24 protein-coding genes are annotated in these 23510 nt (G+C 38.4%); 8 read left to right on the top strand and 16 right to left on the bottom strand.

The genetic code is table 11. The features are described from left to right. Positions 1–7: 7 nt before the first annotated feature. A complete protein-coding gene (locus tag CDOMF_RS09850) occupies positions 8–163 on the top strand; it encodes a hypothetical protein (RefSeq protein ID WP_260951824.1) in 156 nt (51 codons plus the stop codon). A gap of 54 nt (positions 164–217) precedes the next feature. After that, positions 218–382 carry a hypothetical protein gene (locus tag CDOMF_RS09845; protein WP_260951823.1) on the top strand — a complete coding sequence of 55 codons (165 nt, stop codon included), beginning with the start codon at positions 218–220 and terminating at the stop codon, positions 380–382. 2 nt (positions 383–384) lie between these two features. Here CDOMF_RS09845 and CDOMF_RS09840 read toward each other — a convergent pair whose 3' ends face one another. The 6 genes from CDOMF_RS09840 to topA all read right to left on the bottom strand — a co-directional run bounded on the left by CDOMF_RS09840 (position 385) and on the right by topA (position 7644). Next, the gene (locus tag CDOMF_RS09840; RefSeq protein WP_260951822.1) at positions 385–1248 is read right to left on the bottom strand and encodes a 3'(2'),5'-bisphosphate nucleotidase CysQ family protein; all 864 of its coding nucleotides are present in this window, start codon (positions 1246–1248) and stop codon (positions 385–387) included. Between the two features lie 178 nt (positions 1249–1426). Continuing rightward, complete coding sequence (locus CDOMF_RS09835; protein ID WP_260951820.1) at positions 1427–2701, bottom strand: citrate synthase; 1275 nt, start codon at positions 2699–2701, stop codon at positions 1427–1429. Between the two features lie 15 nt (positions 2702–2716). After that, the gene (locus tag CDOMF_RS09830; RefSeq protein ID WP_260951818.1) at positions 2717–3889 is read right to left on the bottom strand and encodes a cation:proton antiporter; all 1173 of its coding nucleotides are present in this window, start codon (positions 3887–3889) and stop codon (positions 2717–2719) included. Between the two features lie 135 nt (positions 3890–4024). Then, positions 4025–4873 carry a biotin synthase gene (locus CDOMF_RS09825; protein ID WP_260951817.1) on the bottom strand — a complete coding sequence of 283 codons (849 nt, stop codon included), beginning with the start codon at positions 4871–4873 and terminating at the stop codon, positions 4025–4027. A 93-nt stretch (positions 4874–4966) separates the two neighbouring features. Further along, the gene (locus CDOMF_RS09820) at positions 4967–5479 is read right to left on the bottom strand and encodes a YfcE family phosphodiesterase (RefSeq protein WP_260951816.1); all 513 of its coding nucleotides are present in this window, start codon (positions 5477–5479) and stop codon (positions 4967–4969) included. Between the two features lie 56 nt (positions 5480–5535). Beyond that, a complete protein-coding gene (topA, locus tag CDOMF_RS09815; protein ID WP_260951815.1) occupies positions 5536–7644 on the bottom strand; it encodes a type I DNA topoisomerase in 2109 nt (702 codons plus the stop codon). A gap of 159 nt (positions 7645–7803) precedes the next feature. On the opposite strand from topA, the gene CDOMF_RS09810 reads away from it, so the two are divergent. Further along, positions 7804–9315, top strand: coding sequence for a flagellin B (locus tag CDOMF_RS09810; protein WP_260951814.1), 1512 nt, complete (start codon positions 7804–7806; stop codon positions 9313–9315). Between the two features lie 286 nt (positions 9316–9601). On the opposite strand, the gene CDOMF_RS09805 is transcribed toward CDOMF_RS09810, so the two are convergent. The 9 genes from CDOMF_RS09805 to CDOMF_RS09765 form a co-directional block, all read right to left on the bottom strand. After that, the gene (locus tag CDOMF_RS09805) at positions 9602–11608 is read right to left on the bottom strand and encodes a motility associated factor glycosyltransferase family protein (RefSeq protein WP_260951812.1); all 2007 of its coding nucleotides are present in this window, start codon (positions 11606–11608) and stop codon (positions 9602–9604) included. An 11-nt stretch (positions 11609–11619) separates the two neighbouring features. After that, complete coding sequence (pseI, locus tag CDOMF_RS09800; RefSeq protein ID WP_260951811.1) at positions 11620–12639, bottom strand: pseudaminic acid synthase; 1020 nt, start codon at positions 12637–12639, stop codon at positions 11620–11622. Beyond that, positions 12636–13109, bottom strand: coding sequence for a UDP-4-amino-4,6-dideoxy-N-acetyl-beta-L-altrosamine N-acetyltransferase (pseH, locus tag CDOMF_RS09795; RefSeq protein ID WP_260951810.1), 474 nt, complete (start codon positions 13107–13109; stop codon positions 12636–12638). The genes pseI and pseH overlap by 4 nt, the downstream gene beginning before the upstream one ends. Further along, the gene (pseG, locus tag CDOMF_RS09790; protein ID WP_260951809.1) at positions 13094–13963 is read right to left on the bottom strand and encodes a UDP-2,4-diacetamido-2,4,6-trideoxy-beta-L-altropyranose hydrolase; all 870 of its coding nucleotides are present in this window, start codon (positions 13961–13963) and stop codon (positions 13094–13096) included. Before pseG ends, pseH begins: the two co-directional genes overlap by 16 nt. Then, a complete protein-coding gene (gene pseF, locus CDOMF_RS09785; protein ID WP_260951808.1) occupies positions 13953–14633 on the bottom strand; it encodes a pseudaminic acid cytidylyltransferase in 681 nt (226 codons plus the stop codon). The genes pseG and pseF overlap by 11 nt, the downstream gene beginning before the upstream one ends. Further along, the gene (gene pseC, locus CDOMF_RS09780; RefSeq protein WP_260951807.1) at positions 14630–15757 is read right to left on the bottom strand and encodes a UDP-4-amino-4,6-dideoxy-N-acetyl-beta-L-altrosamine transaminase; all 1128 of its coding nucleotides are present in this window, start codon (positions 15755–15757) and stop codon (positions 14630–14632) included. Before pseC ends, pseF begins: the two co-directional genes overlap by 4 nt. Beyond that, a complete protein-coding gene (gene pseB, locus CDOMF_RS09775; protein ID WP_260951806.1) occupies positions 15754–16740 on the bottom strand; it encodes a UDP-N-acetylglucosamine 4,6-dehydratase (inverting) in 987 nt (328 codons plus the stop codon). Before pseB ends, pseC begins: the two co-directional genes overlap by 4 nt. Before the next feature lie 131 nt (positions 16741–16871). Then, a complete protein-coding gene (dcd, locus tag CDOMF_RS09770; RefSeq protein ID WP_172127120.1) occupies positions 16872–17432 on the bottom strand; it encodes a dCTP deaminase in 561 nt (186 codons plus the stop codon). Between the two features lie 66 nt (positions 17433–17498). After that, positions 17499–18347 carry a TIGR01777 family oxidoreductase gene (locus CDOMF_RS09765; protein ID WP_260951805.1) on the bottom strand — a complete coding sequence of 283 codons (849 nt, stop codon included), beginning with the start codon at positions 18345–18347 and terminating at the stop codon, positions 17499–17501. A 178-nt stretch (positions 18348–18525) separates the two neighbouring features. On the opposite strand from CDOMF_RS09765, the gene modA reads away from it, so the two are divergent. The 5 genes from modA (at position 18526) to CDOMF_RS09740 (ending at position 22572) form a co-directional block, all read left to right on the top strand. Continuing rightward, positions 18526–19227, top strand: coding sequence for a molybdate ABC transporter substrate-binding protein (gene modA / locus CDOMF_RS09760; RefSeq protein ID WP_260951804.1), 702 nt, complete (start codon positions 18526–18528; stop codon positions 19225–19227). Then, the gene (locus tag CDOMF_RS09755) at positions 19205–19891 is read left to right on the top strand and encodes a molybdate ABC transporter permease subunit (protein ID WP_260951803.1); all 687 of its coding nucleotides are present in this window, start codon (positions 19205–19207) and stop codon (positions 19889–19891) included. The genes modA and CDOMF_RS09755 overlap by 23 nt, the downstream gene beginning before the upstream one ends. 50 nt (positions 19892–19941) lie before the next feature. Then, the gene (accB, locus tag CDOMF_RS09750; RefSeq protein ID WP_169975528.1) at positions 19942–20391 is read left to right on the top strand and encodes an acetyl-CoA carboxylase biotin carboxyl carrier protein; all 450 of its coding nucleotides are present in this window, start codon (positions 19942–19944) and stop codon (positions 20389–20391) included. Next, positions 20391–21722, top strand: coding sequence for an acetyl-CoA carboxylase biotin carboxylase subunit (locus tag CDOMF_RS09745; RefSeq protein WP_260951801.1), 1332 nt, complete (start codon positions 20391–20393; stop codon positions 21720–21722). Before accB ends, CDOMF_RS09745 begins: the two co-directional genes overlap by 1 nt. A gap of 82 nt (positions 21723–21804) precedes the next feature. Continuing rightward, positions 21805–22572, top strand: a complete 768-nt coding sequence (locus CDOMF_RS09740; RefSeq protein ID WP_260951800.1) for an SDR family NAD(P)-dependent oxidoreductase — start codon at positions 21805–21807, stop codon at positions 22570–22572. 30 nt (positions 22573–22602) lie between these two features. Here CDOMF_RS09740 and CDOMF_RS09735 read toward each other — a convergent pair whose 3' ends face one another. Then, positions 22603–23433, bottom strand: coding sequence for a peptidyl-prolyl cis-trans isomerase (locus tag CDOMF_RS09735; RefSeq protein ID WP_260951799.1), 831 nt, complete (start codon positions 23431–23433; stop codon positions 22603–22605). Positions 23434–23510 lie beyond the last annotated feature (77 nt).

The raw sequence follows: 23510 nt of genomic DNA, 5'->3' as shown, positions 1-23510 counted from the left end.
AGGCAAAATGGCGTTTAAGGGTTCATCAGCCAAAAGCTCTGGCACAAAAAGCTACTCATCAGCTAGGGCTCATCAAAAAGTAGGTCAAAGTTTTGGAGGATACACTAAAATTCGCACTAGCAATGGCGGATTTAAAATGAAACCTACGGAGAAGAAGTCATAATAAAAATTAAAAGCTATGATTTTTTGTCATAGTTTTTTAAAGTTAAGGATAATAATGAATTATATTTTTGGCGGTTTTATCGGTGTTTTATTAGGCATATCGCTTTTTAGTAGCGTTTTGGCAGGCACGCCTGAACTTATTATGATTATAGTTGCATTTTTTGTTGGAGCCTCTTTTTTAAAAGGTATTGTGGAAACGTTGTTTGATATATTTAAATAAAGTTATTTATGCATATGTTCTTTTATAAAAACTAAAATTTCATCTTTTTTATCTAAAAACTCTTTTGAGATAACGACAAATTCGTTGCTTTTTAAATTTGAGGTTTGATAAAGCGGTGGATTTTGCGTTTTTAGATCTATCATCACTGCGCCCGCTTCGCTAGCTACGATTTCGCCTGCCGCGTTATCCCAGATAGAACTTGGGCTAAATCTAGCGTAAATTTCAGCCGTGCCTTCGGCGATTTTGCAAAATTTGATAGCCGAGCTTAAGCGAAGAGGTTCTAAATTTAGCTTTTGGCTAAGTAGAAGCGGAATTTGATTTTTACCGTATCTGCTTATGGCTATTCGTTTTTGAGATTTGTTTGCTAAATTTTGCTTTGAAAATGAAGCGACGCTATCTTGAATAGGGCTAAAATTTTCAAGCTTTTCATAGTGTGTGCCAAAGCCTTTTGCGGCAAAATAAATTTCATTTGAGATAGGCACGTAAATCACTCCAAGAATCGGTCGAGAGTTTTGAATAAGCGCGATACACACGCAAAATTCGCCAACTCCGCTTATGAAGTCATTAGTGCCGTCAAGCGGATCGATGAGCCAAAATTCGCTTGCATTTTCATCTAAAATTTTCTCTTCCGAGCAGATCGGCAAGCCGCTTTTGCTTAAAATTTCAAAAATTTTATCGTTTGAGGCTAAGTCTGCTTGAGTTACTGGCGATTTGTCGGGCTTTATGTAAATTTCGTAAGCGCGCGCCTCATCTTTTTTGTTAATAGGCATTAAAATTTCGCTACTTTGATAAAATTTCAAAATCTCTTTTCCGCCCTCAAAGGCGGCACCTTTAGCTAGTTCAAGTAAAAATTTCAGGTCTTTCATTTTAATCCAAATTTATAGATATAACATTGTGCAATCAGCTTAAAAATTTAAACTTTGCTCACTTTGATTTTTATCAAGGGGGCGGCTGCTCAGAGTTACGAGGCCCGCTCCGACCCCTTTAACCCCCCCCCACATAGGGCGACGTTATAAGTTGCTGTGCTTCGCACAGATTTAAAAATCACTTCGGTGTTCGATTTGTCTCTCCGACATAAAGCTGTCTAGGGCGAACTATCTTAATCGTATCTTGCTCCTTTAGCTCTATCCACTGACTTATCCAGCCCGGAGTTCTACCGATAACAAAAATAACGGCAAACATGTCATTCGGGATAGATAGCGCTTTTAGGATAAGACCGGAGTAAAAATCCACGTTTGGATAGAGGTTGCGCGAGATGAAATATTCATCTTGAAGCGCGATCTCTTCGATCTTTTTGGCGATTTTTAAAAGCTCAGTGTTGATACCGATCTCATCAAAGAGTTGATCGCACATCTTCTTAAGCACTCTTGCGCGCGGGTCGAAATTCTTATAGACGCGGTGACCAAAGCCCATGAGTCTAAACGGATCGTTTTTGTCTTTTGCGCGGGCGATGTATTTTTCTACGTTTGCGACCGAGCCTATCTCCTCAAGTTGGCGTATGACGCCTTCGTTTGCTCCGCCGTGCGCCCAGCCCCAAAGCGCTCCGATGCCTGCTGATATGCAAGCGTAAGGGTGGGCGTGAGTTGAGCCAACGGTGCGAACGGTAGTGGTTGAAGCGTTTTGCTCATGATCGGCATGCAGCATAAATACCGTATCAAGCGCCTTAACCTCGATCGGCTTTAGATCCACATGCTCATACGGATAGCTTCTCATCATGTAGAGGAAATTTTCCGTAAAGCCGCGGTCTAAATTTGGATAAATGATCGGAAGCCCGCGAGAGTAGCGGTAGCTAAATGCCGCTATAGTAGGGATTTTGGCGATTATGCGCATAGCCATTTCGTGGTATTCTTCTGGTTTATCCATATTAAGATGATCAAAATAAAACGCACTAAGCGCAGAAACGCTAGCTTGCAGGATCGCCATAGGGTGAGCCTTACTAGGAAAAGCGTCAAAAATTTTAAGCATGCCTTCGTGTATAAACGAGCGCTTTTTAAGCTCAAGTCTAAAATCATCATACTCTTTTTCGTTTGGAAGCTCTTTGTTTAAAAGCAGGTAAGCAACATCTAAAAATGTCTTGTTCTCGGCAAGATATGCTATGTCGTATCCGCGGTGCATAAGCTCGCCTTTAAGCCCGTCTATGTAGGTGATAGATGAGCGACACATCGCGGTTGAGGTATATCCGCGGTCAAAAGTAAACATGCCCGTATCTGTAAAAAATGTCGATATATCTATGACATCAGGCCCCATTGTGCCTTGTAAAATCGGAAATTCGTAGCTCTTGCCGTTTCTGTTGTCGGTAAGCGTAACTGTATTTGACATCCTGGCTCCTTTGGTTTACGTTTTTAAACTTTTATTTTTATAACCCATAATAATTTTAATACCTATGGTGACTATTATAGCCTGAGTTAGGCTTGCAAGTATGCAAGAGAAGTAAAATTCCTCGCTAATGTCTCCTGACTTGTGAGCTATAGTAGCAACAGCTATGAGAAGAGTAAGCGGCATAGAGTGAGATAGTGCATAAAGTATCATTTTTTTAAAGCCTAAGATATTTAAAAATACAAAGCTAGAAATGATCCTAAATCCTATCATTACTCCCACTATCAAAGCCGCATCTTTTACCACCCCATCTATCATAAAAGCACTTAATTTAAACGTAGATCCGATATACACGAAGAAAGTCGGTACTAAAAAGCCAAAGCCAAAGCTCGCAAGTTTGTGAGGCAGGTCTTTTTTGTGATCAAAAAACGATGCGATAAAGGTTCCTGCGACAAATGCGCCAAACGCTATCTCTAAATTTAGATAGAGCATCAAAGCGATTATGCTGAAAAATAGTGCCATACAGAGCCTAATATCTCTTTCTGAGTTATCGTAATACGGCATCAGGATCACTTTAAGTTGAGGATACCACCAGAATAGAACATTTAAAATTTTAAATCCTATCATACTAAATATTAAAAATCCTACTAAATATATGATAGAAAATAGCAGTTCGCTACCTGTTCCAAATTTCATATAAGCGCCCACAAATGTAAGCAAGATGATGCTAATAACCTCTCCTATGGATGCTATTAGCATGCCTATATTTAGCCACTCTTCTTCTCTGCCGTACTCTTTAAAGAGTGTAAATATCATGCCGACTGCCATAATAGGGATAATTAAAATAAACAATCTGTTTAAATCAAATCCAAAGGTAAGAAGTGCCGAGAGCAGGTATAGTATCAAAATATAGACAATTCCGGCTTTTAAAATCTTTTTATCGATAGTAAAAAAGAGCTTAAGATCGACTTCTGTGCCCGCAAGAAACATAAGATAAAAAAATCCTACTTCGCTAACTATATGAAAGATGTCGTTATGACCTATAAGGCCTAAATAGCCTGCTATAGAGCCTAAAATAATCTCAATAGGAGCGATCGGAATTCTTAGAATTTTTGAAAAATATGGTGATGTAAATATGATAAATGCTAAAACAATAAGTATGCTAAGTCCGCTTGCTCCGTCTGTTTGCAAAACCAAATCACCTTGTGTTTAAATATTAAGCTTAAAAAACAATAATTATATCTTAAGGTCGGTTATGTTTTTATTAATGATCCAAACTTAAATTTGATGGTTTTAAGTTCGGCTTTTGACTTGTTAGAAGAAATTTCAGTGGCAGATTGAGGCGAATTTAAACCCTCTTTTTTTAAGCTCTTCTATGTCGCGACTTGCTATTTCACCCTTGGTTGTTAGGTAGTCTCCTATGACTAAGGCTTGGGCACCATGATCAAAGACCTCGTATTGTCTATCACCTAAAATTTTCTCCCTTCCGCCAGCTATCATTATGCGAGTATTAGGCAGAGCTTCTTTAGTATCTCGTACTATTTTTAAGGCTTCTTGCACGCTTAGCATAGGTTGTTTTACTGGTAGGGCGGGGTGTGGGATAAAGAAATTTATAGGGCTTGAAAATGGCTCAAGCTCTTTTAGGCTGTTTCTAAAGCTAATTCTATCCTCGTTACTCTCTCCAAGTCCGTAAATTCCGCCCGTGCAAAGCATAAGGCCGGCTCTTTTTGCATTTAAATTTGTTTGAAATCTATCATCCCAGCTGTGAGTCGTGCAAATTTTAGGAAAAAATTCGCGAGATGTTTCTAAGTTGTGGTTGTAGCTAAAAACTCCAGCATCTTTTATCTCTTTTAAAGCCTCGTAGCTAGCTTCTCCGTTGCAAGCTATAATCATTAGTCCTGGAATCTCTTTTTTAATTTGTCTTGCCGTGCGAGCTATAAATTCGACCTTTTTTCCTTCAAGCTTGCCAAGTCCTCTGCCTGATGTGACCAGACAAAATCCTAATGCATGATTTTTGGCTGCCATTTTTGCCTCGGCGACTACCTGCTCCGTAGATTTTAATGAGTAAATTTCTATGTCGGTTTTTATTTTAGCACTTTGCGTGCAGTAGCCGCAATCCTCTGAACAGTTTCCAGAGCTAACGGAGCAAATAGCGCATAACATTATTGTTTTCATATTTTATTCCTCGTAAATAAGGGATTTTAGTTTAAAATAGCCAGCAATTATACAAAATCAAATTTAAACCGGCTTTGAATTGAAGATATAAATTTAGCCCAAATTTACTTCAATCTCATTAAATTTTTCATCTTGAGGAGTTTTTATAAATTTAAAAACTTGGAAATTTTTATCTTGGCAGCAAAGTAGGGCAAAAGTAAAATTCCCATATTTACGTCCGCAAATTTCACCTGGATTTATGAAAAGAGAATCATTGTTTAACACCGCCGTAAAACTATGAGTGTGACCAAAGGCGATTATATCGGCATTTGCAGATAGAAATTTAGGATGGTGCATGAGCTTGATTGTTAGATTATCAAATTTAAATATATGAGGTTCGTTAAATAGTTCGAATTCCTCTTTAAATTTAGCCAAATGGTAGTCGTTGTTGCCCAAAACCGCAGCATAAAGCAAATTAGAGTTTTTTAGATCCTTTAGCGTCTCAAGCTCAACGATATCTCCGGCATGAAGGATCAAATTTGCTTCGTGCTCTTTTAATATCTCAATCACTTCACGTGCGATTTCCGGTCTAAAATGAGTATCGCTTATTAGACCTATTTTTACCATTTTATCCCCTTGTTAATAGCTTTAGCTAAAACGGTTTAAAGGTGGATAGAATGGAGTTAGCCCTCTATCTGCACCTTTTGCTTACACTTAGTGCACTCGTGAAACGTTCCTTTTTTTAGCTCTTTTTTGATCATATCTCCGCCACACTCAACGCATTTATCGGCTACTGGTTCGTAGTTTGAGACGAAATTGCATTTAGGATAGTTAGAGCATCCATAAAATTTCCCTCGCCTACTTATTCTCTCTACGATATCGCCTCCGCATTTTGGACATGGCACATCTATCTTTTTTGGCTCTTTTTTTGGCTTTGGTGCATCTTGCGATTCTGTGCCTAAGGCTTCTTTTTCGCTTTTAATATTGCGTGAGTATTTGCATTTTGGGAAATTTCCGCACGCTATAAACTCGCCAAATCTTCCCTTTCTCATAAGTAGCTCGCCACCGCATTCAGGGCATTTTTCGCCGATTGGAGTTGCTACTTTTTGGCTCTTTATGTTTGTTTTGCCGCTTGAGATTTTTTCCATGAATGGATAGTAAAATTCGCTTAAAAGCTTTTGCCAATCAACCTTATCCTCAGCCACGCTGTCAAGCTTTTCTTCCATAACCGAGGTAAATTCGCTATCTACTATATCGCTAAAATGCTCTTCAAGCACGCCCATCATAGTAAATGCTATCTCGTTTGGTATGAGCTGCTTTTTTTCCACTCTCACGTAGTCTCGAGAGGTTAGAAGTGAGATGGTCGGCGCATAGGTACTTGGGCGTCCGATACCAAGGCTTTCAAGCTTTTTAACAAGTCCGGCTTCAGAGTAGCGACTAGGCGGCTCAGTGAAGTGCTGGCTGCTTGCTATGCTTTGCAAGTTCATCTCGTCGCCGATATTTAAATTCGGCAAAATTTTATCCTTGTCCATATCGCCGTAAGCTTTGTAAAAGCCGTCAAATAGCACCTTTCGTCCGCTTATCTTAAATTCGCCCTTATTTCCGGCTACAAATACATTTTGCGTTTGGCTCACGCTTGCGCTCATTTGACATGCCAAAAATCGGTTGTAGATGAGAGTGTAAAGCTTAAGCGCGTCTTTTTCTAAAAATTTAGCCGCGATTTCGGGAGTAAAGCTTAAATTTGTAGGACGTATAGCCTCGTGAGCTTCTTGCGCGCCTTTGTTTTTGGTTGCGTAAATTTTAGCCTTGCTTGGCAGATATTTTTCTCCAAATTCGCTTTTAATAATCTCTCTTGCGGCTTCAACCGCCTCTTTGGCTAAATTTAAGCTATCGGTTCTCATATATGTTATCGCGCCCATAAAACCTTCGTGAGTCTCAACACCCTCGTATAAATTTTGCGCTATCATCATGGTTTTTTTAGGACTAAATCCAAGGCGGTTACTTGCGCTTTGTTGAAGAGTTGAGGTCATAAATGGCGGGCTTGGCTCGGTTTTGCGCTCTTTGCTTTCGATTTCGCGAATTTTAAATTTGTCGCTTTGTAAATTTTCTACGATAAATTTTGCGCGATCAGGGTTTGTTATAGTTAGCTTTTCTATCTTTTGGTTTTCAAATTTAATGAGTTCGGCTTCAAGATCTTTTTTAAATTTCGTATCGATCGTGTAGTATTCTATAGGTTTAAACGCCTGAATTTCACGCTCGCGATCTACAATTATCTTTAAAGCCGCACTTTGCACGCGTCCTGCGCTTAGTCCTTTTTGGATTTTTAAATTTAAAAGCGGAGAGAGCTTATAACCCACTATGCGATCAAGCAGTCTACGGGCTTGTTGTGCGTTTACGCTTGACATATTTATCGTGCGAGGAGTGTTTAAAGCATTGTTTATAGCAGTTTTGGTTATCTCGTGAAATACTATTCGAGGTAGGCTTTCTGGCTTTTTGCCTATCGCCATTGCGATATGATAGGCTATAGCTTCTCCCTCTCTATCTTCATCGGTTGCTAGATAGATTTGATCCGCGCTTTTGGCAAGCTCTTTTATCTCTTTTACTACTTTGGAGTGATCGGCACTTACTTTGTATTCGGGAGTAAATTTTTCATCCTCTATTTTTATTCCGAATGTAGTTTTTGGCAGATCTCTAATATGCCCTTTACTAGCGATGACATCGTAGTCTTTGCCTAAAAAATTTTTTATCGTTTTTGCCTTGGCGGGCGACTCTACGATGATTAAGTTTTTCATCAATATATACCTTTTGTAAATTTTGAAGTAATTGTATCAAAAAAAATATACAAAAATAAAATTTAAATTTTCTCACAAATGCTATAAAGTTTTTTTAAAAAGGCACGATATAGTTTTTGTGCGACAAGATGTCGTAACTAAAAATTAAAAGGATTTAAAATGAGTTTTCGTATTAACACTAACGTAAACGCTCTTAACACACATGCAAACGCAGTCGGTAACAATAGAATGTTATCTAACTCTCTTGGTAGATTAAGCTCAGGCTTAAGAATCCAAACAGCAGCAGACGATGCTTCAGGTCTTGCTATCGCAGATAGCCTTCGCGCTCAATCAAGCTCTTTAGGTCAAGCTATAGCAAACGGAAACGATGCTATCGGTATCATTCAAGTTGCAGATAAGGCTATGGATGAGCAGCTAAAAATTCTTGAGACTATTAAGGTTAAAGCTACTCAATCAGCTCAAGACGGACAAACAAGACAATCTCGTCAAGCGCTTCAAGCCGATATCGTTCGCCTTATGGAAGAGCTTGATAACATCGGTAATACTACATCATTTAACGGTCAACAACTACTCAACGGAACATTCTCTAATAAAGAGTTCCAAATAGGCGCTTACTCAAATCAAGTTGTTAAAGCAAGTATTGGTGCTACAACGTCAGATAAGATCGGTTTAACAAGATTTGAAAGCTCTAAACTTTTAAGCTCTACCGAAGATGGTTTAATAGTAAGTATGACTTTCTTAAACGTTGACGGAGTAAATAACGTTAAAGTCGCAGCCACTGTCATATCTACCAGTATGGGAACAGGTGTGGGTGCTTTAGCTGAAAATATCAACAAAATTTCAGATAAAACAGGAGTTCGTGCTACTTTTGATACTACTTGGGTAGGTAGTAAATCTATATCTGGAGGTTTAGTAAAAAGTCTTGTTATAAACGGAGTAAAAATCGGAGACTTAGAAGTAAAAGAAGGGGATAAAAATAACGCTTTAGTAAATGCTATCAATACCGTAAAAGATCAAACTGGAGTAGAAGCTTCAGTAGATACTGAGGGTAGAATGGTTTTAACTAGCCGCGATGGTCGCGCTATACATATTTCAGGCGGTGATATCAGTGGCGGATTAGGCGGTAAAAGAGGTCTAAGTATGTTCGTAGGACGTCTAAATCTAGTTCGCCTTGATGGACGTGATATCAAGATGAGTTCTGGAGCAGCGGGACTAGGACTATCTGCAGCATTTAGCAAAACAAATGCTAGCCATGGTGGAAATCAACAATCAGTCGCCTTAAGAGACATTAGAGGACAACTAGATAAAAATATAGCTGCCGCTATGGGCTTCCAAAGAATGAGTAATGGAATTATGACATCTAATCAAGCAGCAGGTGTTATGACTCTAAGAGGAGCTATGGCTGTAATGGATATAGCAGAATCTGCTCAACGCACACTTGACTTCATCCGCTCTGACTTAGGTTCTGTTCAAAATCAGTTAATAGCAACAGTTAATAACATAACAGTTACTCAAGTAAACGTAAAATCAGCTGAATCTCAAATCAGAGATGTTGATTTCGCTGCTGAATCAGCTAACTTCTCTAAATTTAACATCCTAGCTCAATCAGGAAGTTATGCAATGAGCCAAGCTAACGCTGTTCAACAAAACGTTCTTAGATTGCTTCAGTAATCTAAGATAAGTTTCCTTGAAAACGTACTAAGACTATTACAATAGTCTTAGTACGTTTCTATGCAAAGTAAAAGCCTTAATGGCTTTTACGGAGCTGGAAAAATGTTACTTAAAGCCCTGCAAAGAGCTTTAGATTTATAAGCAGTGCAGGATTAATTCTAAAATATCCAGCCTTAAGCTTTCCGGCTTAAGGCTTTCTTGTGATGTGTTAAGATAGCTTAGTTGTTAAAACTCAAAATTTTAAGTCGGGGTTATCCTGACTTAAAATTTATTATTTTATTTAGATCTATTTTTCTATAAGACTTCGTTTTTTAAGCTCTCTTATTAAATTTTTTGAAGCTTTTTTAGTAGTCTCTATATCGGCATTTAAGCCACCTGCTACTGAAAACAGCCAGTATTTGTGAATTTCTACCCACTCAGCTAGTTTATTTACTTTTTCTATATTACTCTCACTTGGTGCCACTGCGATTTTAGCAAGCTCAAGCTCCTGGTAAAATATTGAAATTTGAACTATGGTTTCTATGTATTTTTTATATTTTTCAGATGCAATAAAATCCTTTGCCTTATCTATTTTGTTTGAAATTTTAATTAGTTTGTCAAATAGCTTTTCTGTTATTTTACTTTCATTTTTTAGTTTGATAATCTCGTCTATTTTAGGAGCTATATCTAAAAATGTGTTTTCTATTTTCTTTTTTACGAGTTGTTGTATCTTTATTTTTTTAGTTATAAACCTGTAGGCTTTGAGAAGATCTTTATTTGCTTTTGATTCTTTTACAATATTTATATGCGGTAAATTTTTAGACTTTTTGTCTTTTGTTAATTCTTTTATGGTATCCAAAAAGGGCTTTTCTATAGCACCGTTTATCCTTGCTCCACCTTCTGTGCAGTTATATGTCGTAATTTTGTCTTTTGTGGCCTGCTCGATATCCTTTTCGTATTGATTTTTAAAAAGTTTCCATACGTAAGTGGTGCGAACATCTCCGTTTCCACCGTATGCAGGAGTATATAAATGTTCCTCATCTTGCATAAACGCATGTCCTGTTGCATGTGATTTGCCGTCTGGAGCGAAAGCCAAGTCTTGCCCGATTAATATTATATTTTTATGCCCTAGAGCATAAGCTAGTTGGTAAGCTTGGTTTGCTGTGGAGTGCCCTATGCCTAGATAGCCGTAGTCTTTCATATCAAATACCAGCTCACTTTGCTGTGGCCTCATAGTAAGGACTAATTTTCTTGAAGGTAGGATATTTTTAATAGTTTGCTTATGGGTTAAAGATGCTACAATGAAATATATATCTTTATCAAATTTGCCGTATCTCTTTTTAAAAAAACTTGAAGTTGCTTCAACTCGCTCTATAGATGTAACATAATCGGGCTTTATTCCTTGCTTGGCAAGTATAGGGTAGGATGCATCTACGCTTATAACTGTAGCGTACGGAGCAAATTTTTTAAGTGTTTTTAGCTGCTTGTCTAAGCTTGGTCCGGTTGCTACTATTATAGCAGTATCCATAAGCTTATGTCTTTTTTTAATTATATCGGCATAAGCGTAGTTGGTTATCATAGCTGGTAAATTTTTTATATGCTGGTCTATGCCTTTTAAAGTATCATCTATACTATTTCCGTGAGAAACTACCATTTGACCTATAGCCTTAGTTAGATCTTGATTTACTCTTTTATAGTCATCACTAAATTGATCATAAAAATGTGTATGTATATGCAAATCATAAAGCTTGGCGTAGGATTTAAATTCACTTTTTGAGACTATAAAATAAAATTGAGTATATGTAGAAAATTTCGAATAAAATAGAACTAATTTCTCGCTCGCAAGTTCGCTTGATAGATCAATTAAATTTAAAACTATATATATTATTTCTATACTTGGCTCTACCACTATGATCTTTTGATGGGTTTCGTTTCTTAGTAGAGCCTTATAAAAGATACCGCTACCAAGTCCGTAAAAATACATAATAGGATATCTTTTATACTTTTTTTCCGTCTCTTCTAGTAAAATTTGAATATCTTTTACGGGATTTTCATATATATATTTTAAGGTTTTATTATTTATGATATTTATATCTATCGGATCTTTTCCTATAAATACCTCATAATCGCCTTGATCATTCATACTAAAAAGCCTGGCGGCTAATATCTCGTCTTGTTGGAATAGAGCTTGAAGATTTTTCTTTAAAATAGGGTTTTGTATTCCTTGAGCTTCTATTTGATCTTTTTGTTGAGACTCTTGTTTTTTGATTCTTAGATCTCTTAGTGTTAAATCCTTATTCTCTTTTTTACTCATACTATCTCCTTTTAGTAGTCTTTTTCGGTTATCTTATCAGCAAATTTTATATCTCTTTTTGCTGTTTTACCTATCAACTCTTTTTTAAATTTAGGATGAAGTCCATAGCTTGGACGCACGCTTTTTACATTATCATCGCTAAAAATTTCTCCCGCTTTTATATCTTTGCTTGCATAAAGCGAGCGAGCGAATTTTCTATTTTCTCCACCTGAAACAAATTTGCTTTTGCCAAGCAATGCTTCTGTTTCTCTTACTGCCTTTGCCATCCGCGCAAATTCGGCCTCATCGAGAGAAAATGCGTCATCTACGCTTTTTACATCTTTGTTTAGTATGAAATGCTTTTCGATTATACGCGCACCTAAACTCACCGCAACAACTGGCGCAACGATACCTAAAGTATGATCGCTAAAGCCGACTTCCACGCCAAATTCATCTTTTATAGTAGGTATATTTAACAAATTCATCTCATTTAACGGCGCAGGATAGCTTGAAGTGCATTTTAAAAGAGCGATCCGGCTATTGCCTGCATTTTTGCAAATTTGCACGATATCCGCGATCTCTTCGTGAGTTGCGATGCCTGTTGATACGATGATTGGTCTGTTTTTCTTCGCCACATACTCTACAAAATCATAATCAACCGCTTCAAAGCTTGCGATCTTGTAAGCAGGCGGATTAAACCGCTCTAAAAACTCCACATCATCTTTACAAAACGGGCTTGAAAAGCAGATTAACCCCTCTTTGCTAGCTACGTCAAAAAGCTCCTTGTGCCACTCTCTAGGAGTCATTGCCTGCTCGTAAAGCTCGTATAAATTTCGCCCATCCCAAAGTCCGCCGCGTATCATAAAATCCTCTTTTTGAGAATTTAGCGTAAGGCTATCAGCGGTGTATGTTTGAAGCTTTATCGCGTCTGCTCCGGCACGTTTTGCCGCTTTTATAGTTTGAATCGCCGTTTCTAAACTTCCTGAATGGTTGGCTGAGAGTTCAGCGATGATAAATACGCTTTTGTCCGTATCAAAATTTCCTATTTTCATATTGTTTTTACCTCTAAATTTGCTCTTTCAAGCCTTAGATGGCTCATCTGTTCATCTTTATCATAAATTTCAAAACCAAATTTCTCATAAAGCGCAATGGCTTTTTCGTTAAAATTATAAGCGCACGAGTTTAACCTGCTAACTTTTAGCTCATAAAACGCGTAATCAATTATAATCCGCATGAGTTTTGAGCCTTGATTTTTTAAATTTGGATTTGCATAAAGCCCGAATTCGCATTCGTTATCATTTATGTTTATAAAGTCGATCACACCGATAAACTCGCCATTTTCTTCGACTAAAAAGTAAAGTTTATCAGAAGCGCTTTTTAAGCTGTCGATAAATTTAAGATGTTCGTTTAAGGCTATGTTTTTTGAGCGCATAAATTTTGCCACTCGCTCATCATTTCGCCAATCAAAAACCATCATCTTTTGCTCTCTGGTAAGCTTGGTAAAATTTATAAGATTTGGCATATTTCCTCGCTTTTAACGGCTTTATAGCCATTTTCAAGTAGCCACATATATATCTGCTCTTGATTTTTTGCAACCTGCACGGCGGTAAAATTTGCTCCTAAAATTAAAGTTTCATTTACAAGCGAGCTAGCCGAGATTATCAGCTCTTTGCTTTCGTTCATTAGCTTTGCAATTTGGTTTGAATCAACAAACAGGCTTAAATTTTTATGCGCCTTTTCAAGCTCTTTAAGCGGCTTTAAATTCGCATTTGCACTTGTAGTCACAAGGGCGATTTTTAAATTTTTTTCAAGCAGTTTAAGGGCTAAATTTGCGCTCAAATTTTGTATATCCGTTCCGCCAAGTGCAATAAAGATATCATAAATTTTCTCTCTTTTTATCTTTTTTTCTTGATAAAACTCATCTCGCACAAGCATAAATTCTTGCCCGCACCAAATTTCACAAGCGGAAGGCAGCAAATTTTCATATTTTTTTGCCTTTGCAAAGATATTTACATTTAGCAAGATATCGCTAAAATGCTCTTTATACTCATCATCAAAGCTTAAAATTTTAACTCCGGTGCGCTCTTTTATCTTTCGTTCGTCATCATAGCTAATGCCGTAATGATCGATGATAAGCAGTTCAAATTTATGAGTATTTATTAGGCTTATCAGTTCATCTAAATCGTTTGTTTTAAGAGTAAAAACACGGAAATTTATCTCGCTTATGAGTGAGCCCTCAAGCTCTAAGCAAGCAAAGCTGATATCTTTAAATTTGTTTGCAAGAACCAGGTCTCGCCTGATGTGTCCATGCCCGATAGTTACGGAGCTATCGGCTCTTATCAAGGTTTTTAAATTCGTAAGTTTTTCAAGGCTCATGATTGATTTTATAAAGTTTTTGCGCAAATTCAAAATCCGCGGGTGTATCGATATCGCAGACCAAATGTCTAGGCAAGATAAAGGCTCTAGAATGAGGCGCAAAAATCGGCTTTTCTTCTATCCAAGCCTCGCATTTTGCGAAGTAAAACTGCCCCGCGTCGTGATACGCTCTTTCTAAATCTTGCGAGCGAGTGCTTAGATACTGCGGATAAAACATGCTTACCGCGCCTTTATCGTCAAGCTTGATTGCACGCTGGATAGGAAAGCTAAATTCGCAAGCGGAAAATAAAAACTCACACTTATTATCTTGAAATTTCTCATAAGCCTCACGCAAAATCTCAGCCGTTAAAAGCGGAGCCGTAGCATAAAGGCAACAGACGTTTTTAAAATTTTCGCCCATTTTAAGGCAGGCGTCTTTGATAACCGCACCCGTCGTAGCAAAGTCGTCACTTAAATTCGCTTCTCGCATGAACGGCACTTTTGCGCCGAATTTGAGTGAAATTTCAGCTATGGCTTCATCATCCGTGCTTACGATTACCTCATCAAACACGCTAGAATCTAAAGCCGTTTTTATACTATGAGCGATCAGCGGTAAGCCTGCAAAATCCTTAATGTTTTTATGTTCGATTCGCTTACTTCCGCCTCTTGCGGGTATGACGCATAGGTTCATATATTGCACTTTGGATTTGCAAATTTGGCAAGTACGTCAAGCAGGGTGTCTGCGACAAATTTCGCATCATCCATGCTCATGCCTTGATGACACGGTAAGCTAAGCTCTGATTTATAAAAATCCTCTGTAACTTTTAGCTCGGTTTGCCCGTAAAGTTGCTTGTAAAAGCTAAATTGATAAGTAGGCTTATAATGTACCTGAACGCCCACTCCACGCTCGTGAAGCTCCGCAAAAATATCTTCTTTAGCACACCAAAGATTGCTAAAAAGCAAGATCGGATAAAGATGACGCGAGCTTTTTTTGTTTTCAGGGATTTTTATGAGGCTAAAATATGGATTTTTATCAAATCTTTCGTCGTAAAATTTAGCGATATTTTCACGAATTTCGATCATCTCGTCAAGTCTTTTAAGCTGATTTAACCCAAGCGCGCAAGCCACGTCGCTTAAGCGGTAGTTGTATCCAAGCACGCTCATATCGCTATTCCAAAGGTGAGTTTTGTTTATACCGTGTGAGCGGTAAAGCCTCGCAAGACGCGCTATCTCATCATCATTTGTGACAAGTGCCCCTCCTTCAAAAGTGGTGATCGGTTTAATCGCATGGAAGCTAAACACGCTTGCATCGGCGTGAATGCCTACCTTTGCGCCGTCTATCTCGCTTCCTAAAGCGTGTGAGGCATCATCAAGCACTTTTATGCCTTTTGCGCGCGCTATTTTCATGATTTCTATTATATTTACGCCGTTTCCGCCAAAATCAACAGGAGTTATGACCTTTGTCTTTGAGGTAATGAGCTCAGAAAGCTTGTTTTCGTTTATATTTCCGTCAAATTTTATATCGCAAAATTTCACTTTTGCACCGACCATAAGAGCCGCATTTGCCGTTGCTGCAAAGGTTAAAGGCGTAGTTATAACCTCATCGTTTTCCTTAACGCCAAGAGCAAGATATCCGACGTGAAGCGCCGAGGTAGCAGAGTTCATCACGATAGCATGCTTTACGCCCACGTATTCGCAAATCGCCGCTTCAAATTCGCTTACTTTGTTTCCGCCTGTTAAAAACTCGCCCCTCATAGCCTCGCAAACTGCCGCTATATCGCCTTCCGTGATCTGCTGCTTGCTGTAAGGTATCATCCTATCATCTCCAAAAGACCCTTTTTATCAAGCCAAATTTTATTTGTATTTGAGCTGTATTCAAACCCGTCTTCTACAAGCTTGCCTCTTTCGCCAAGCGCATTTGTCGAAAAGTCCTGTATAGTCGCAAACTGAATGGACGGGCTTATCACGTAGTGGTCGCTAAATTCATAAGTTAGATGCGCATCATCCTTGCCGACCATCACTTCGTGCATCTTTTCGCCCGGTCTTATACCGATGATTTTGACTTTAAGCTCGGGCGCAAGAGCCTTGGTAAGATCAAGCATAGTCATGGAAGGAATTTTAGGGATGAAAATTTCTCCACCCTTCATGCGTTCAAAATTTTTAAGGACGAAATTTACTCCTTGCTCAAGAGTAATCCAAAATCTCGTCATCTTTTCATGCGTCACGGGAAGCTCTTTCGCACCTTCTTCTATGAGTCTTTTAAACAGTGGCACAACCGAACCGCGTGAACCTACGACGTTGCCGTATCTTACGACGCTAAAGCGAGTTTTTTTGCTGCCTGCTATGTTGTTTGCCGCGACAAATAGCTTATCGCTTGCAAGCTTTGTAGCGCCGTATAAATTTACCGGGTTGCAAGCCTTGTCCGTTGATAGCGCGATCACTTTATCTACCCCGCAAGCAAAGGCGGCGTCTATGACGTTTTGAGCGCCGTTTACATTTGTTTTTATGCACTCCATCGGGTTGTATTCGGCTATGGGTACGTGCTTCATCGCTGCTGCATGGATCACATAATCAACTCCGTCCATAGCTGTCTTAAGCCTCTTTTCATCGCGCACGTCACCGATAAAATATCTCATTGCGGGATTTTTAAAAACTTGAGCCATTTCGTACTGCTTAAGCTCGTCTCTTGAGTAGATTATCAGCCGTTTTGGCTTAAAATTTTTAAGCAAAATTTCGGTGTATTTTTTGCCAAAACTGCCCGTTCCGCCGGTGATTAAAATATTTTTACCGTTAAACATCTTTATTTCCTAAAAAGTTTATTTTATAAAGCTTAAGCAAAATATATACCAAAATTTAGCTCATCTGGCAGTTTTTATCAGCTAAACCACACTTTTAGCTTAAATTTAAAACCTGATTTTAAAGCCAAAATTTACTTCAAAATCCTAGGCAGAGTGATGCCTTCTTGCGCTTGGTATTTGCCTTTTTTATCGGCATACGTCACTTCGCAAGGCTCATCACCCTCGATAAATAGTACCTGCGCGATACCTTCATTTGCATAAATTTTAGCCGGAAGCGGAGTCGTGTTTGAAATTTCAATCGTGATATGCCCCTTAAATCCGGGCTCAAAAGGCGTGACATTCACGATGATACCGCAGCGCGCGTAAGTGCTCTTGCCAAGACAAATTGCAAGCACGTTATCGGGCATATTAAAGTACTCAACCGTGCGAGCCAGCGCAAACGAATTTGGCGGAACTATGCAGACATCGCCCACAAAATCAACTACGTTTTTCTCGTCGAAATTTTTGGGATCAACTACAGTGCCGCCTATGTTTGTAAAAATTTTAAACTCATTTCCAACGCGTATATCATACCCATAGCTGCTAACGCCGTAACTAACGACACCTTTGCCTATCTGCTCTTCGCAAAAAGGCACGATCATTTTGTCATTTAAACTCTTTTCGCGTATCCATCTATCGCTTTTTAGACCCATTTATAGCTTCCTTTTTAGTTTCTTTGGATTTTATCACAACTTCTTTTAGCTATCGTTAAATTCGCTCTAACAAATCAAATTTTCCAGAGCTTCGCTTATGTTTTCATGCTCAAATTTAAACCCCTGCGCAAGCAAATTTGCAGGATAGACCTTCTGTCCTTCAAGCAGTATCACGGCTCCTTCGCCAAATTTAAGCTTGAGTGCGAAATTTGGCACTTTGAAAAAGGCTGGGCGGTTTAGCGCTTTGGCGAGTGATGCGGTAAAAATTTTATTTGTTACGGGATTTGGCGAAGATAGGTTGTAAACGCCCTCTTTTTGGCTGTTTATCACAAATTCATACGCTCTTGCAAGATCGTTTATGCTTATCCATGAAAATCCCTGCTTGCCATCTCCTAAAATCCCGCCAAGTCCAAATTTAAAAACAGGAAGCATTTTTTCTAACGCGCCGCCATTACCAAGCACTACACTAAGGCGAAATATCGCTGTTTTAACGCCAAATTCTTTTGCCTTATTTGCTTCGCTTTCCCACTCTTTGGCAAGTTTGCCTAAAAATCCCTCGTCGTATCTATCCGAGCTCTCGTCGTGCTCTTCTCCGCTTTTATATATGCCGACAGCCGAAGTTGAGATGAAAATTTTTGGCGGATTTTTTAGAAGGCTCATGGTTTTTACTAAATTTTTAGTTGTATTAATCCTGCTTGAATAAAGCTCTTTTTTATACTCCTCGCTCCATTTTTTAGAGATGTTTGCGCCTGCTAAATTTATGATGACATCGGCACCTTCAATGGCTTTTTTAAGCCCTTGCGTATCGTTATACAAAGCTCTTTTTATAGGCACTATCTCATGGCCTTTGCTTGCTAAAAATTTACTTACGTAACCGCCTACAAAACCGCTAAGTCCGTTTATAGCTATCTTCATATTTTTTCCTTTTTTTGTATTTTATCATCATTTGTGCGGGCCGGACGGATTTAAATTTTATAAAATATAAAAATGTATAAAATAGCTATAAAAATTTTAGAAAAATGCGTTTTAATTAGTATATAAGATTATATTTTATATTATCGCTGAATATTATTTTGATAAAAGGAAAAACAGAATGAAAAAGATAGCTCTTTTAAGTCTGGCTGCGGTTTTTGCGCTTGGCGCGGAAAATTTACTCGTAGGTGCCGGTGGCGGATATAAAAAGCCGGTTACCGCCGTTATAGAAAATCTTAAAAAAGAGGGCGTAAACGTAGAAGGTGCCTTTGCAAACATCAAGCAGATCACTATCCAAGCCGCAGAAGGCAAGATGGCTGTGATAGTGGGCGATGAGGCGTTTTTAAACAAAAGCGGACTTGAGATAAAGGGCTATGGGCGCCTAGGAAAAGGCACTTTAGCTCTTGTGACACCAAAGGGAAAAACCATAAACGACATCAAAGATATCGTGAAATTCGAGCGTATCGCGATGCCTGACGCTAAAAAAGCGATTTACGGTATCCGCACGACAGAATTTCTTAAAAACTCGAACTTAGAAAAAGACGTGAGCTCAAAAATGCTTGCAGTTGCTGGTGTGCCTCAAGTGGTAGCTTATGTGCTAAATAACGAAGTTGATGCAGGCTTTATCAACTCAACTGAAGCTGAAGCTAGAAGAGGCGAGTTTGGCTCGGTCATTTATGTGGACGAGAGCCTTTATAGCCCTGTTTTTATAAGCGCAGCCAAGCTTGCAGCGTGCGACAAACACGCAGACTGCGCTAAATTTATAGATGAGTTAAAGACCGAGCGTTCAAAGGAAATTTTTGCCAAATTTGGACTTAAGTGATCTTGCGAGCCTTAATTGGCTCGTTCATCCGCTTATCTTAAGCGCAAAGACGCTTTGTATAACTTTCATTTTCTTCGTATTTATCGGGCTTCCGATAGCTTATTTTTTAGCTTTTTACAAGGGCAAATTTAAAGCGGTTTTTGAAGCGGTTGTGATGTTTCCGCTTATATTTCCGCCTATTGCCACGGGCTTTTTGCTGCTTTATTTGCTGGGACGAAACTCATTTTTGGGTCAAACGCTAAATTTGCAGATAGTTTTTAGCTTTAGCGCTCTTGTTGTGGCTTCCTTTTTAGCAGGGCTTCCGCTTTTAGTTAAGCCCGTTGCAAGCGTGCTTGAGAGCTTTCCAAAGAGCCTCATTGAAGCGGGGCAGAGCCTTGGTAAAAATAAATTTGAAATCGCGCTTTTTATCATGATGCCAAACATCTTTAGAAGTGTTGTTTCAGCTCTTATCCTTGCGCTTGCAAGAGGACTCGGAGAGGTTGGTATCACTCTTATGCTTGGTGGCAATATCGTAGGCAAAACCGACACCATCTCGCTTGCTATCTTTAACGCCGTTTATGACGGAGAAAACGAACGTGCACTTATTTTAAGCTTGATTTTAGTAGTTTTGAGCCTGCTTATGTTTGGATTTATAAATTTTCTGGGACATAGAAAAAACTTTTAGTATTTTTTTGATACAATAAACTGCTATTTAAAAATTTATAGGAGAAGTTTATGAAAAAAGATGACATCAAAGAGTTGATCGAATTTTTCAACGAAATGGATATGAATAAGATCAAGATAAAAGATGGTGATTTTGAGATCGAACTTGAAAAATTTGCCGATTGTTGTGAGCTTCCTAAACCGACAGCCCCTGCCCCTGCCCCAGCCCCTACTCCTGTTAATGTCGTCGTAAGCTCGGAAGTGAAGCAAACATCAAGTGCTAAAGAGAGTATAAAATCGCCTATGGTAGGAACGTTTTATATGGCCCCAAGCCCGGGTGCGGCGCCTTTTGTGAAAGTGGGGCAAAAAGTAAGAAGAGGCGAAGTTATAGGCATTATTGAAGCTATGAAAATCATGAACGAGATTGAAGCGGAATTTGATTGTGTTATCACAGAGGCTCTAGTATCTGATGGACAACCTGTAGAATTTGGAATGTCTTTATTTGGAGTGGAGAAAATTTAATGGAGATCAAAAGAGTTTTAATCGCAAACCGCGGCGAAATAGCGTTAAGAGCCTTGCGAACAATCAAAGAGATGGGTAAAGAGGCGATCGTCGTTTACTCCACTGCTGATAGAGATGCACTTTACGTCAAATACGCTGATGCTGCTATTTGTATAGGAAATCCCAGATCAAGTGATAGCTATCTAAATATTCCCGCTATTATTTCCGCAGCCGAGATAAGCGAAGCTGATGCGATATTTCCCGGATATGGTTTTTTAAGCGAAAATCAAAATTTTGTTGAAATCTGCTCTCATCATAACCTTAAATTTATAGGCCCTAGCGTAGAGGCTATGGCTCTAATGAGCGATAAAAGTAAAGCAAAACAGATGATGCAAAGAGCGGGTGTGCCTGTAATACCTGGTTCTGACGGAGCCGTAGCTGATGTAAAAGCGGCTAAAGAGCTTGCTAAAAAAATCGGCTATCCTGTTATTTTAAAAGCTGCTGCAGGTGGTGGCGGACGCGGTATGCGTGTAGTAGAAAAAGAAGAGGATATAGAAAAAGCGTTTTGGTCTGCCGAGAGCGAAGCTATGAGTGCCTTTGGCGACGGGACAATGTATATGGAAAAATATATCTTAAATCCGCGCCATATCGAGGTTCAAGTAGTAGGCGATAGTCATGGAAACGTAATTCACATAGGTGAGAGAGACTGCTCTATGCAGCGTAGACATCAAAAATTGATCGAAGAGAGTCCAGCTATATTGCTTGACGATGATACTCGCTCTAGACTTCATGAGACAGCCATCAGAGCAGCTAAAGCGATAGGCTATGAGGGTGCTGGAACATTTGAATTTTTAGTGGATAAGGATCTGAATTTTTATTTCATCGAGATGAATACGCGCCTTCAAGTCGAACACTGCGTTAGCGAAATGGTAAGTGGAATAGATATTATAGAGCTTATGATAAGGGTTGCCGAGGGTGGTGTTTTACCAAATCAGGACAGTATAAAGCTAAAAGGACACTCTATAGAGTGTAGAATCACTGCCGAAGATCCAAACAGTTTCACTCCTTGCCCAGGAAAAATAACAAAATATGTCTGCCCGGGCGGAAGAAATGTGCGCATGGATAGCCACATCTATCAAGATTACTCTATACCTCCTTTTTATGATAGCATGATAGGTAAGCTTATAGTGTGGGATGAGGATAGAAATAAAGCGATTCACAAGATGAGAGTTGCGCTTGAGCAGCTTGTTATACAAGGTATAAAGACTACTCGAGATTTTCATCTAACAATGATGGAAAACAAAGACTTTATTAATAACAATTACGACACAAACTACCTGTCAAGACATTAAAATTTTGGCAGAGTTTTATACTCTGCCAAAGTAGCTTCTCATATGCATTTCAGCTCAATTTATAAAATCTAAAGGAGAATTTATGAAAAAATACACTCTTATCACAGGTGCTAGCTCCGGTATAGGCCTTGAAGCGGCAAAGGCATTTGCAAGGCGTGGTGAAAATTTGATTTTGATAGCCAGGAGAGCTCAAAGACTAGAGAGCTTAAGAAACGAGATTTTAAAATTTGCTCCTACAATCGATATAATCATTAAAATTTGCGATCTTTCAAAGATGGAAAATGTATATAAAATTTATGATGAGTTAAAAATTTATGAGATTAAAACATGGATAAATAATGCCGGTTTTGGTGATGGCACACTTATAGGTAGCCAAAATTTAGAGAAAACAGAGCAGATGCTTGATCTAAATATCAAAGCTCTTACTATATTTTCAACTCTTTTCGTAAGGGATTATCAAAGCATTGACGGCACTCAGCTTATAAATGTATCCTCCGCTTGCGGATATAGCATGGTAGATAGCTTTGGGGTATATTGTGCGACTAAATTTTATGTAAGTGCATTTACTGAAGCGCTTTATAGGCAGCTTAAATCAAATAATGCAAAAATGAGTGCTAAAATTTTAGCTCCTGCAACGACACAGAGCGAATTTAAGCAAGTTGCTATAGATGCCGATGAGTATGACTATGCTAAAAATTACAAAAACTATCACACAAGCGAGCAGATGGCAGGATTTTTACTAAAACTGTATGATAGTGATAAGTGTGTAGGCTGGGTAGATAGAAAGAGCTTTGATTTTATCTTAAAAGACCCTATTTTTGATCACGTAACAAAGGTTAATATATCATAATAAGCAAGCGCGCAATAAACGCTTGCTTATTTATCTTAGATATTTTATATCGGCTTTTGCTCTTAGCTTATTAAAATATTCGGTCACTACGCGGTCTTGTTCAAAATTATAGATAGTTGACATGACCTCGTTTTGAATATCTTGAAAATTTGGTAGAACTTCGCCTGATTTTAAATTTACTAAAAACATCTCAAATCCACTAGGAGTTTGGAAAATTTGAGTAAAAGAACCGTTTGGAGTTCTATTTAAAACAGCTCTTAGCTGAGGCGGTAATTGTTCACTTTTTAGTTCCAAATTCTCTGTATTTACCTCTTGGCGCATGCTCATAGGAGATGCTTGTATCATCTCTAAAGAGTCTCTGCTTTGAGCTATGTATCTAGTCATTTTTATCTGGTTAAATTGTAAAAACATCTGCGGGTTTTGCTCAAAATAGGCCTTTGCAGCCTCCGGAGTAACGTTAATTCTGGCATCTTTAAAGATATTTTGATAGAGCTTTTCTTGCTTTATTCCTTTTGCTACGTCTTCTTTAAATTTCGCATAATCCACTCCTTGCGAGATTATGGTATTTCTTAGTTGCGATACGTTTAGCCCGCTTTCTTGAGCGATTTTTTTTATTTTTTCACTAATTTCAAAGTCGTTTGCTTCTATTTTAAGTGCTTTTATCTGAGCTTTTTCAAGCCTATCCTTAATCAGAAAATTTAAAGCATTTCTCTCGTCCGTTTTTAGAATTTGTGAAGTTTTATATAGCTCATGAAGGGTTATAGGCTCGTTTTCAACTACTGCCGCAATGCCATTTACCATCTGGGCGAAGGCAAAATTTAAGCTCAATAAAAAAGCTACAAAAAAGATCTTTTTTGACATATGAAACCTTTGTTTAAGTCTAAAATAAATATAATTGCTGGCATTATAACATTTTAATATTTAAGTTAGATAAGGCA

This window comes from Campylobacter sp. RM16187, from assembly GCF_025319965.1.
In the GTDB taxonomy this organism is placed as follows: domain Bacteria; phylum Campylobacterota; class Campylobacteria; order Campylobacterales; family Campylobacteraceae; genus Campylobacter_A.
The sequence above is the reverse complement of the archived record's forward strand: the minus strand, read 5'-3'. Positions and strand labels throughout refer to the sequence as shown.

What these genes read in the sequence shown, in the direction of transcription:
- topA (WP_260951815.1), bottom strand. Translation starts at nt 7,644, where the DNA reads ATGAAAAACTTAATCATCGTAGAGTCGCCCGCCAAGGCAAAAACGATA.
- pseF (WP_260951808.1), bottom strand. Translation starts at nt 14,633, where the DNA reads ATGAACCTATGCGTCATACCCGCAAGAGGCGGAAGTAAGCGAATCGAA.
- pseH (WP_260951810.1), bottom strand. Translation starts at nt 13,109, where the DNA reads ATGCCAAATCTTATAAATTTTACCAAGCTTACCAGAGAGCAAAAGATG.
- CDOMF_RS09850 (WP_260951824.1), top strand. Translation starts at nt 8, where the DNA reads ATGGCGTTTAAGGGTTCATCAGCCAAAAGCTCTGGCACAAAAAGCTAC.
- CDOMF_RS09745 (WP_260951801.1), top strand. Translation starts at nt 20,391, where the DNA reads ATGGAGATCAAAAGAGTTTTAATCGCAAACCGCGGCGAAATAGCGTTA.
- CDOMF_RS09840 (WP_260951822.1), bottom strand. Translation starts at nt 1,248, where the DNA reads ATGAAAGACCTGAAATTTTTACTTGAACTAGCTAAAGGTGCCGCCTTT.
- pseC (WP_260951807.1), bottom strand. Translation starts at nt 15,757, where the DNA reads ATGATACCTTACAGCAAGCAGCAGATCACGGAAGGCGATATAGCGGCA.
- CDOMF_RS09805 (WP_260951812.1), bottom strand. Translation starts at nt 11,608, where the DNA reads ATGAGTAAAAAAGAGAATAAGGATTTAACACTAAGAGATCTAAGAATC.
- CDOMF_RS09810 (WP_260951814.1), top strand. Translation starts at nt 7,804, where the DNA reads ATGAGTTTTCGTATTAACACTAACGTAAACGCTCTTAACACACATGCA.
- CDOMF_RS09835 (WP_260951820.1), bottom strand. Translation starts at nt 2,701, where the DNA reads ATGTCAAATACAGTTACGCTTACCGACAACAGAAACGGCAAGAGCTAC.
- dcd (WP_172127120.1), bottom strand. Translation starts at nt 17,432, where the DNA reads ATGGGTCTAAAAAGCGATAGATGGATACGCGAAAAGAGTTTAAATGAC.
- modA (WP_260951804.1), top strand. Translation starts at nt 18,526, where the DNA reads ATGAAAAAGATAGCTCTTTTAAGTCTGGCTGCGGTTTTTGCGCTTGGC.
- CDOMF_RS09740 (WP_260951800.1), top strand. Translation starts at nt 21,805, where the DNA reads ATGAAAAAATACACTCTTATCACAGGTGCTAGCTCCGGTATAGGCCTT.
- CDOMF_RS09735 (WP_260951799.1), bottom strand. Translation starts at nt 23,433, where the DNA reads ATGTCAAAAAAGATCTTTTTTGTAGCTTTTTTATTGAGCTTAAATTTT.
- pseG (WP_260951809.1), bottom strand. Translation starts at nt 13,963, where the DNA reads ATGAGCCTTGAAAAACTTACGAATTTAAAAACCTTGATAAGAGCCGAT.
- accB (WP_169975528.1), top strand. Translation starts at nt 19,942, where the DNA reads ATGAAAAAAGATGACATCAAAGAGTTGATCGAATTTTTCAACGAAATG.
- pseI (WP_260951811.1), bottom strand. Translation starts at nt 12,639, where the DNA reads ATGAAAATAGGAAATTTTGATACGGACAAAAGCGTATTTATCATCGCT.
- CDOMF_RS09825 (WP_260951817.1), bottom strand. Translation starts at nt 4,873, where the DNA reads ATGAAAACAATAATGTTATGCGCTATTTGCTCCGTTAGCTCTGGAAAC.
- pseB (WP_260951806.1), bottom strand. Translation starts at nt 16,740, where the DNA reads ATGTTTAACGGTAAAAATATTTTAATCACCGGCGGAACGGGCAGTTTT.
- CDOMF_RS09765 (WP_260951805.1), bottom strand. Translation starts at nt 18,347, where the DNA reads ATGAAGATAGCTATAAACGGACTTAGCGGTTTTGTAGGCGGTTACGTA.
- CDOMF_RS09820 (WP_260951816.1), bottom strand. Translation starts at nt 5,479, where the DNA reads ATGGTAAAAATAGGTCTAATAAGCGATACTCATTTTAGACCGGAAATC.
- CDOMF_RS09845 (WP_260951823.1), top strand. Translation starts at nt 218, where the DNA reads ATGAATTATATTTTTGGCGGTTTTATCGGTGTTTTATTAGGCATATCG.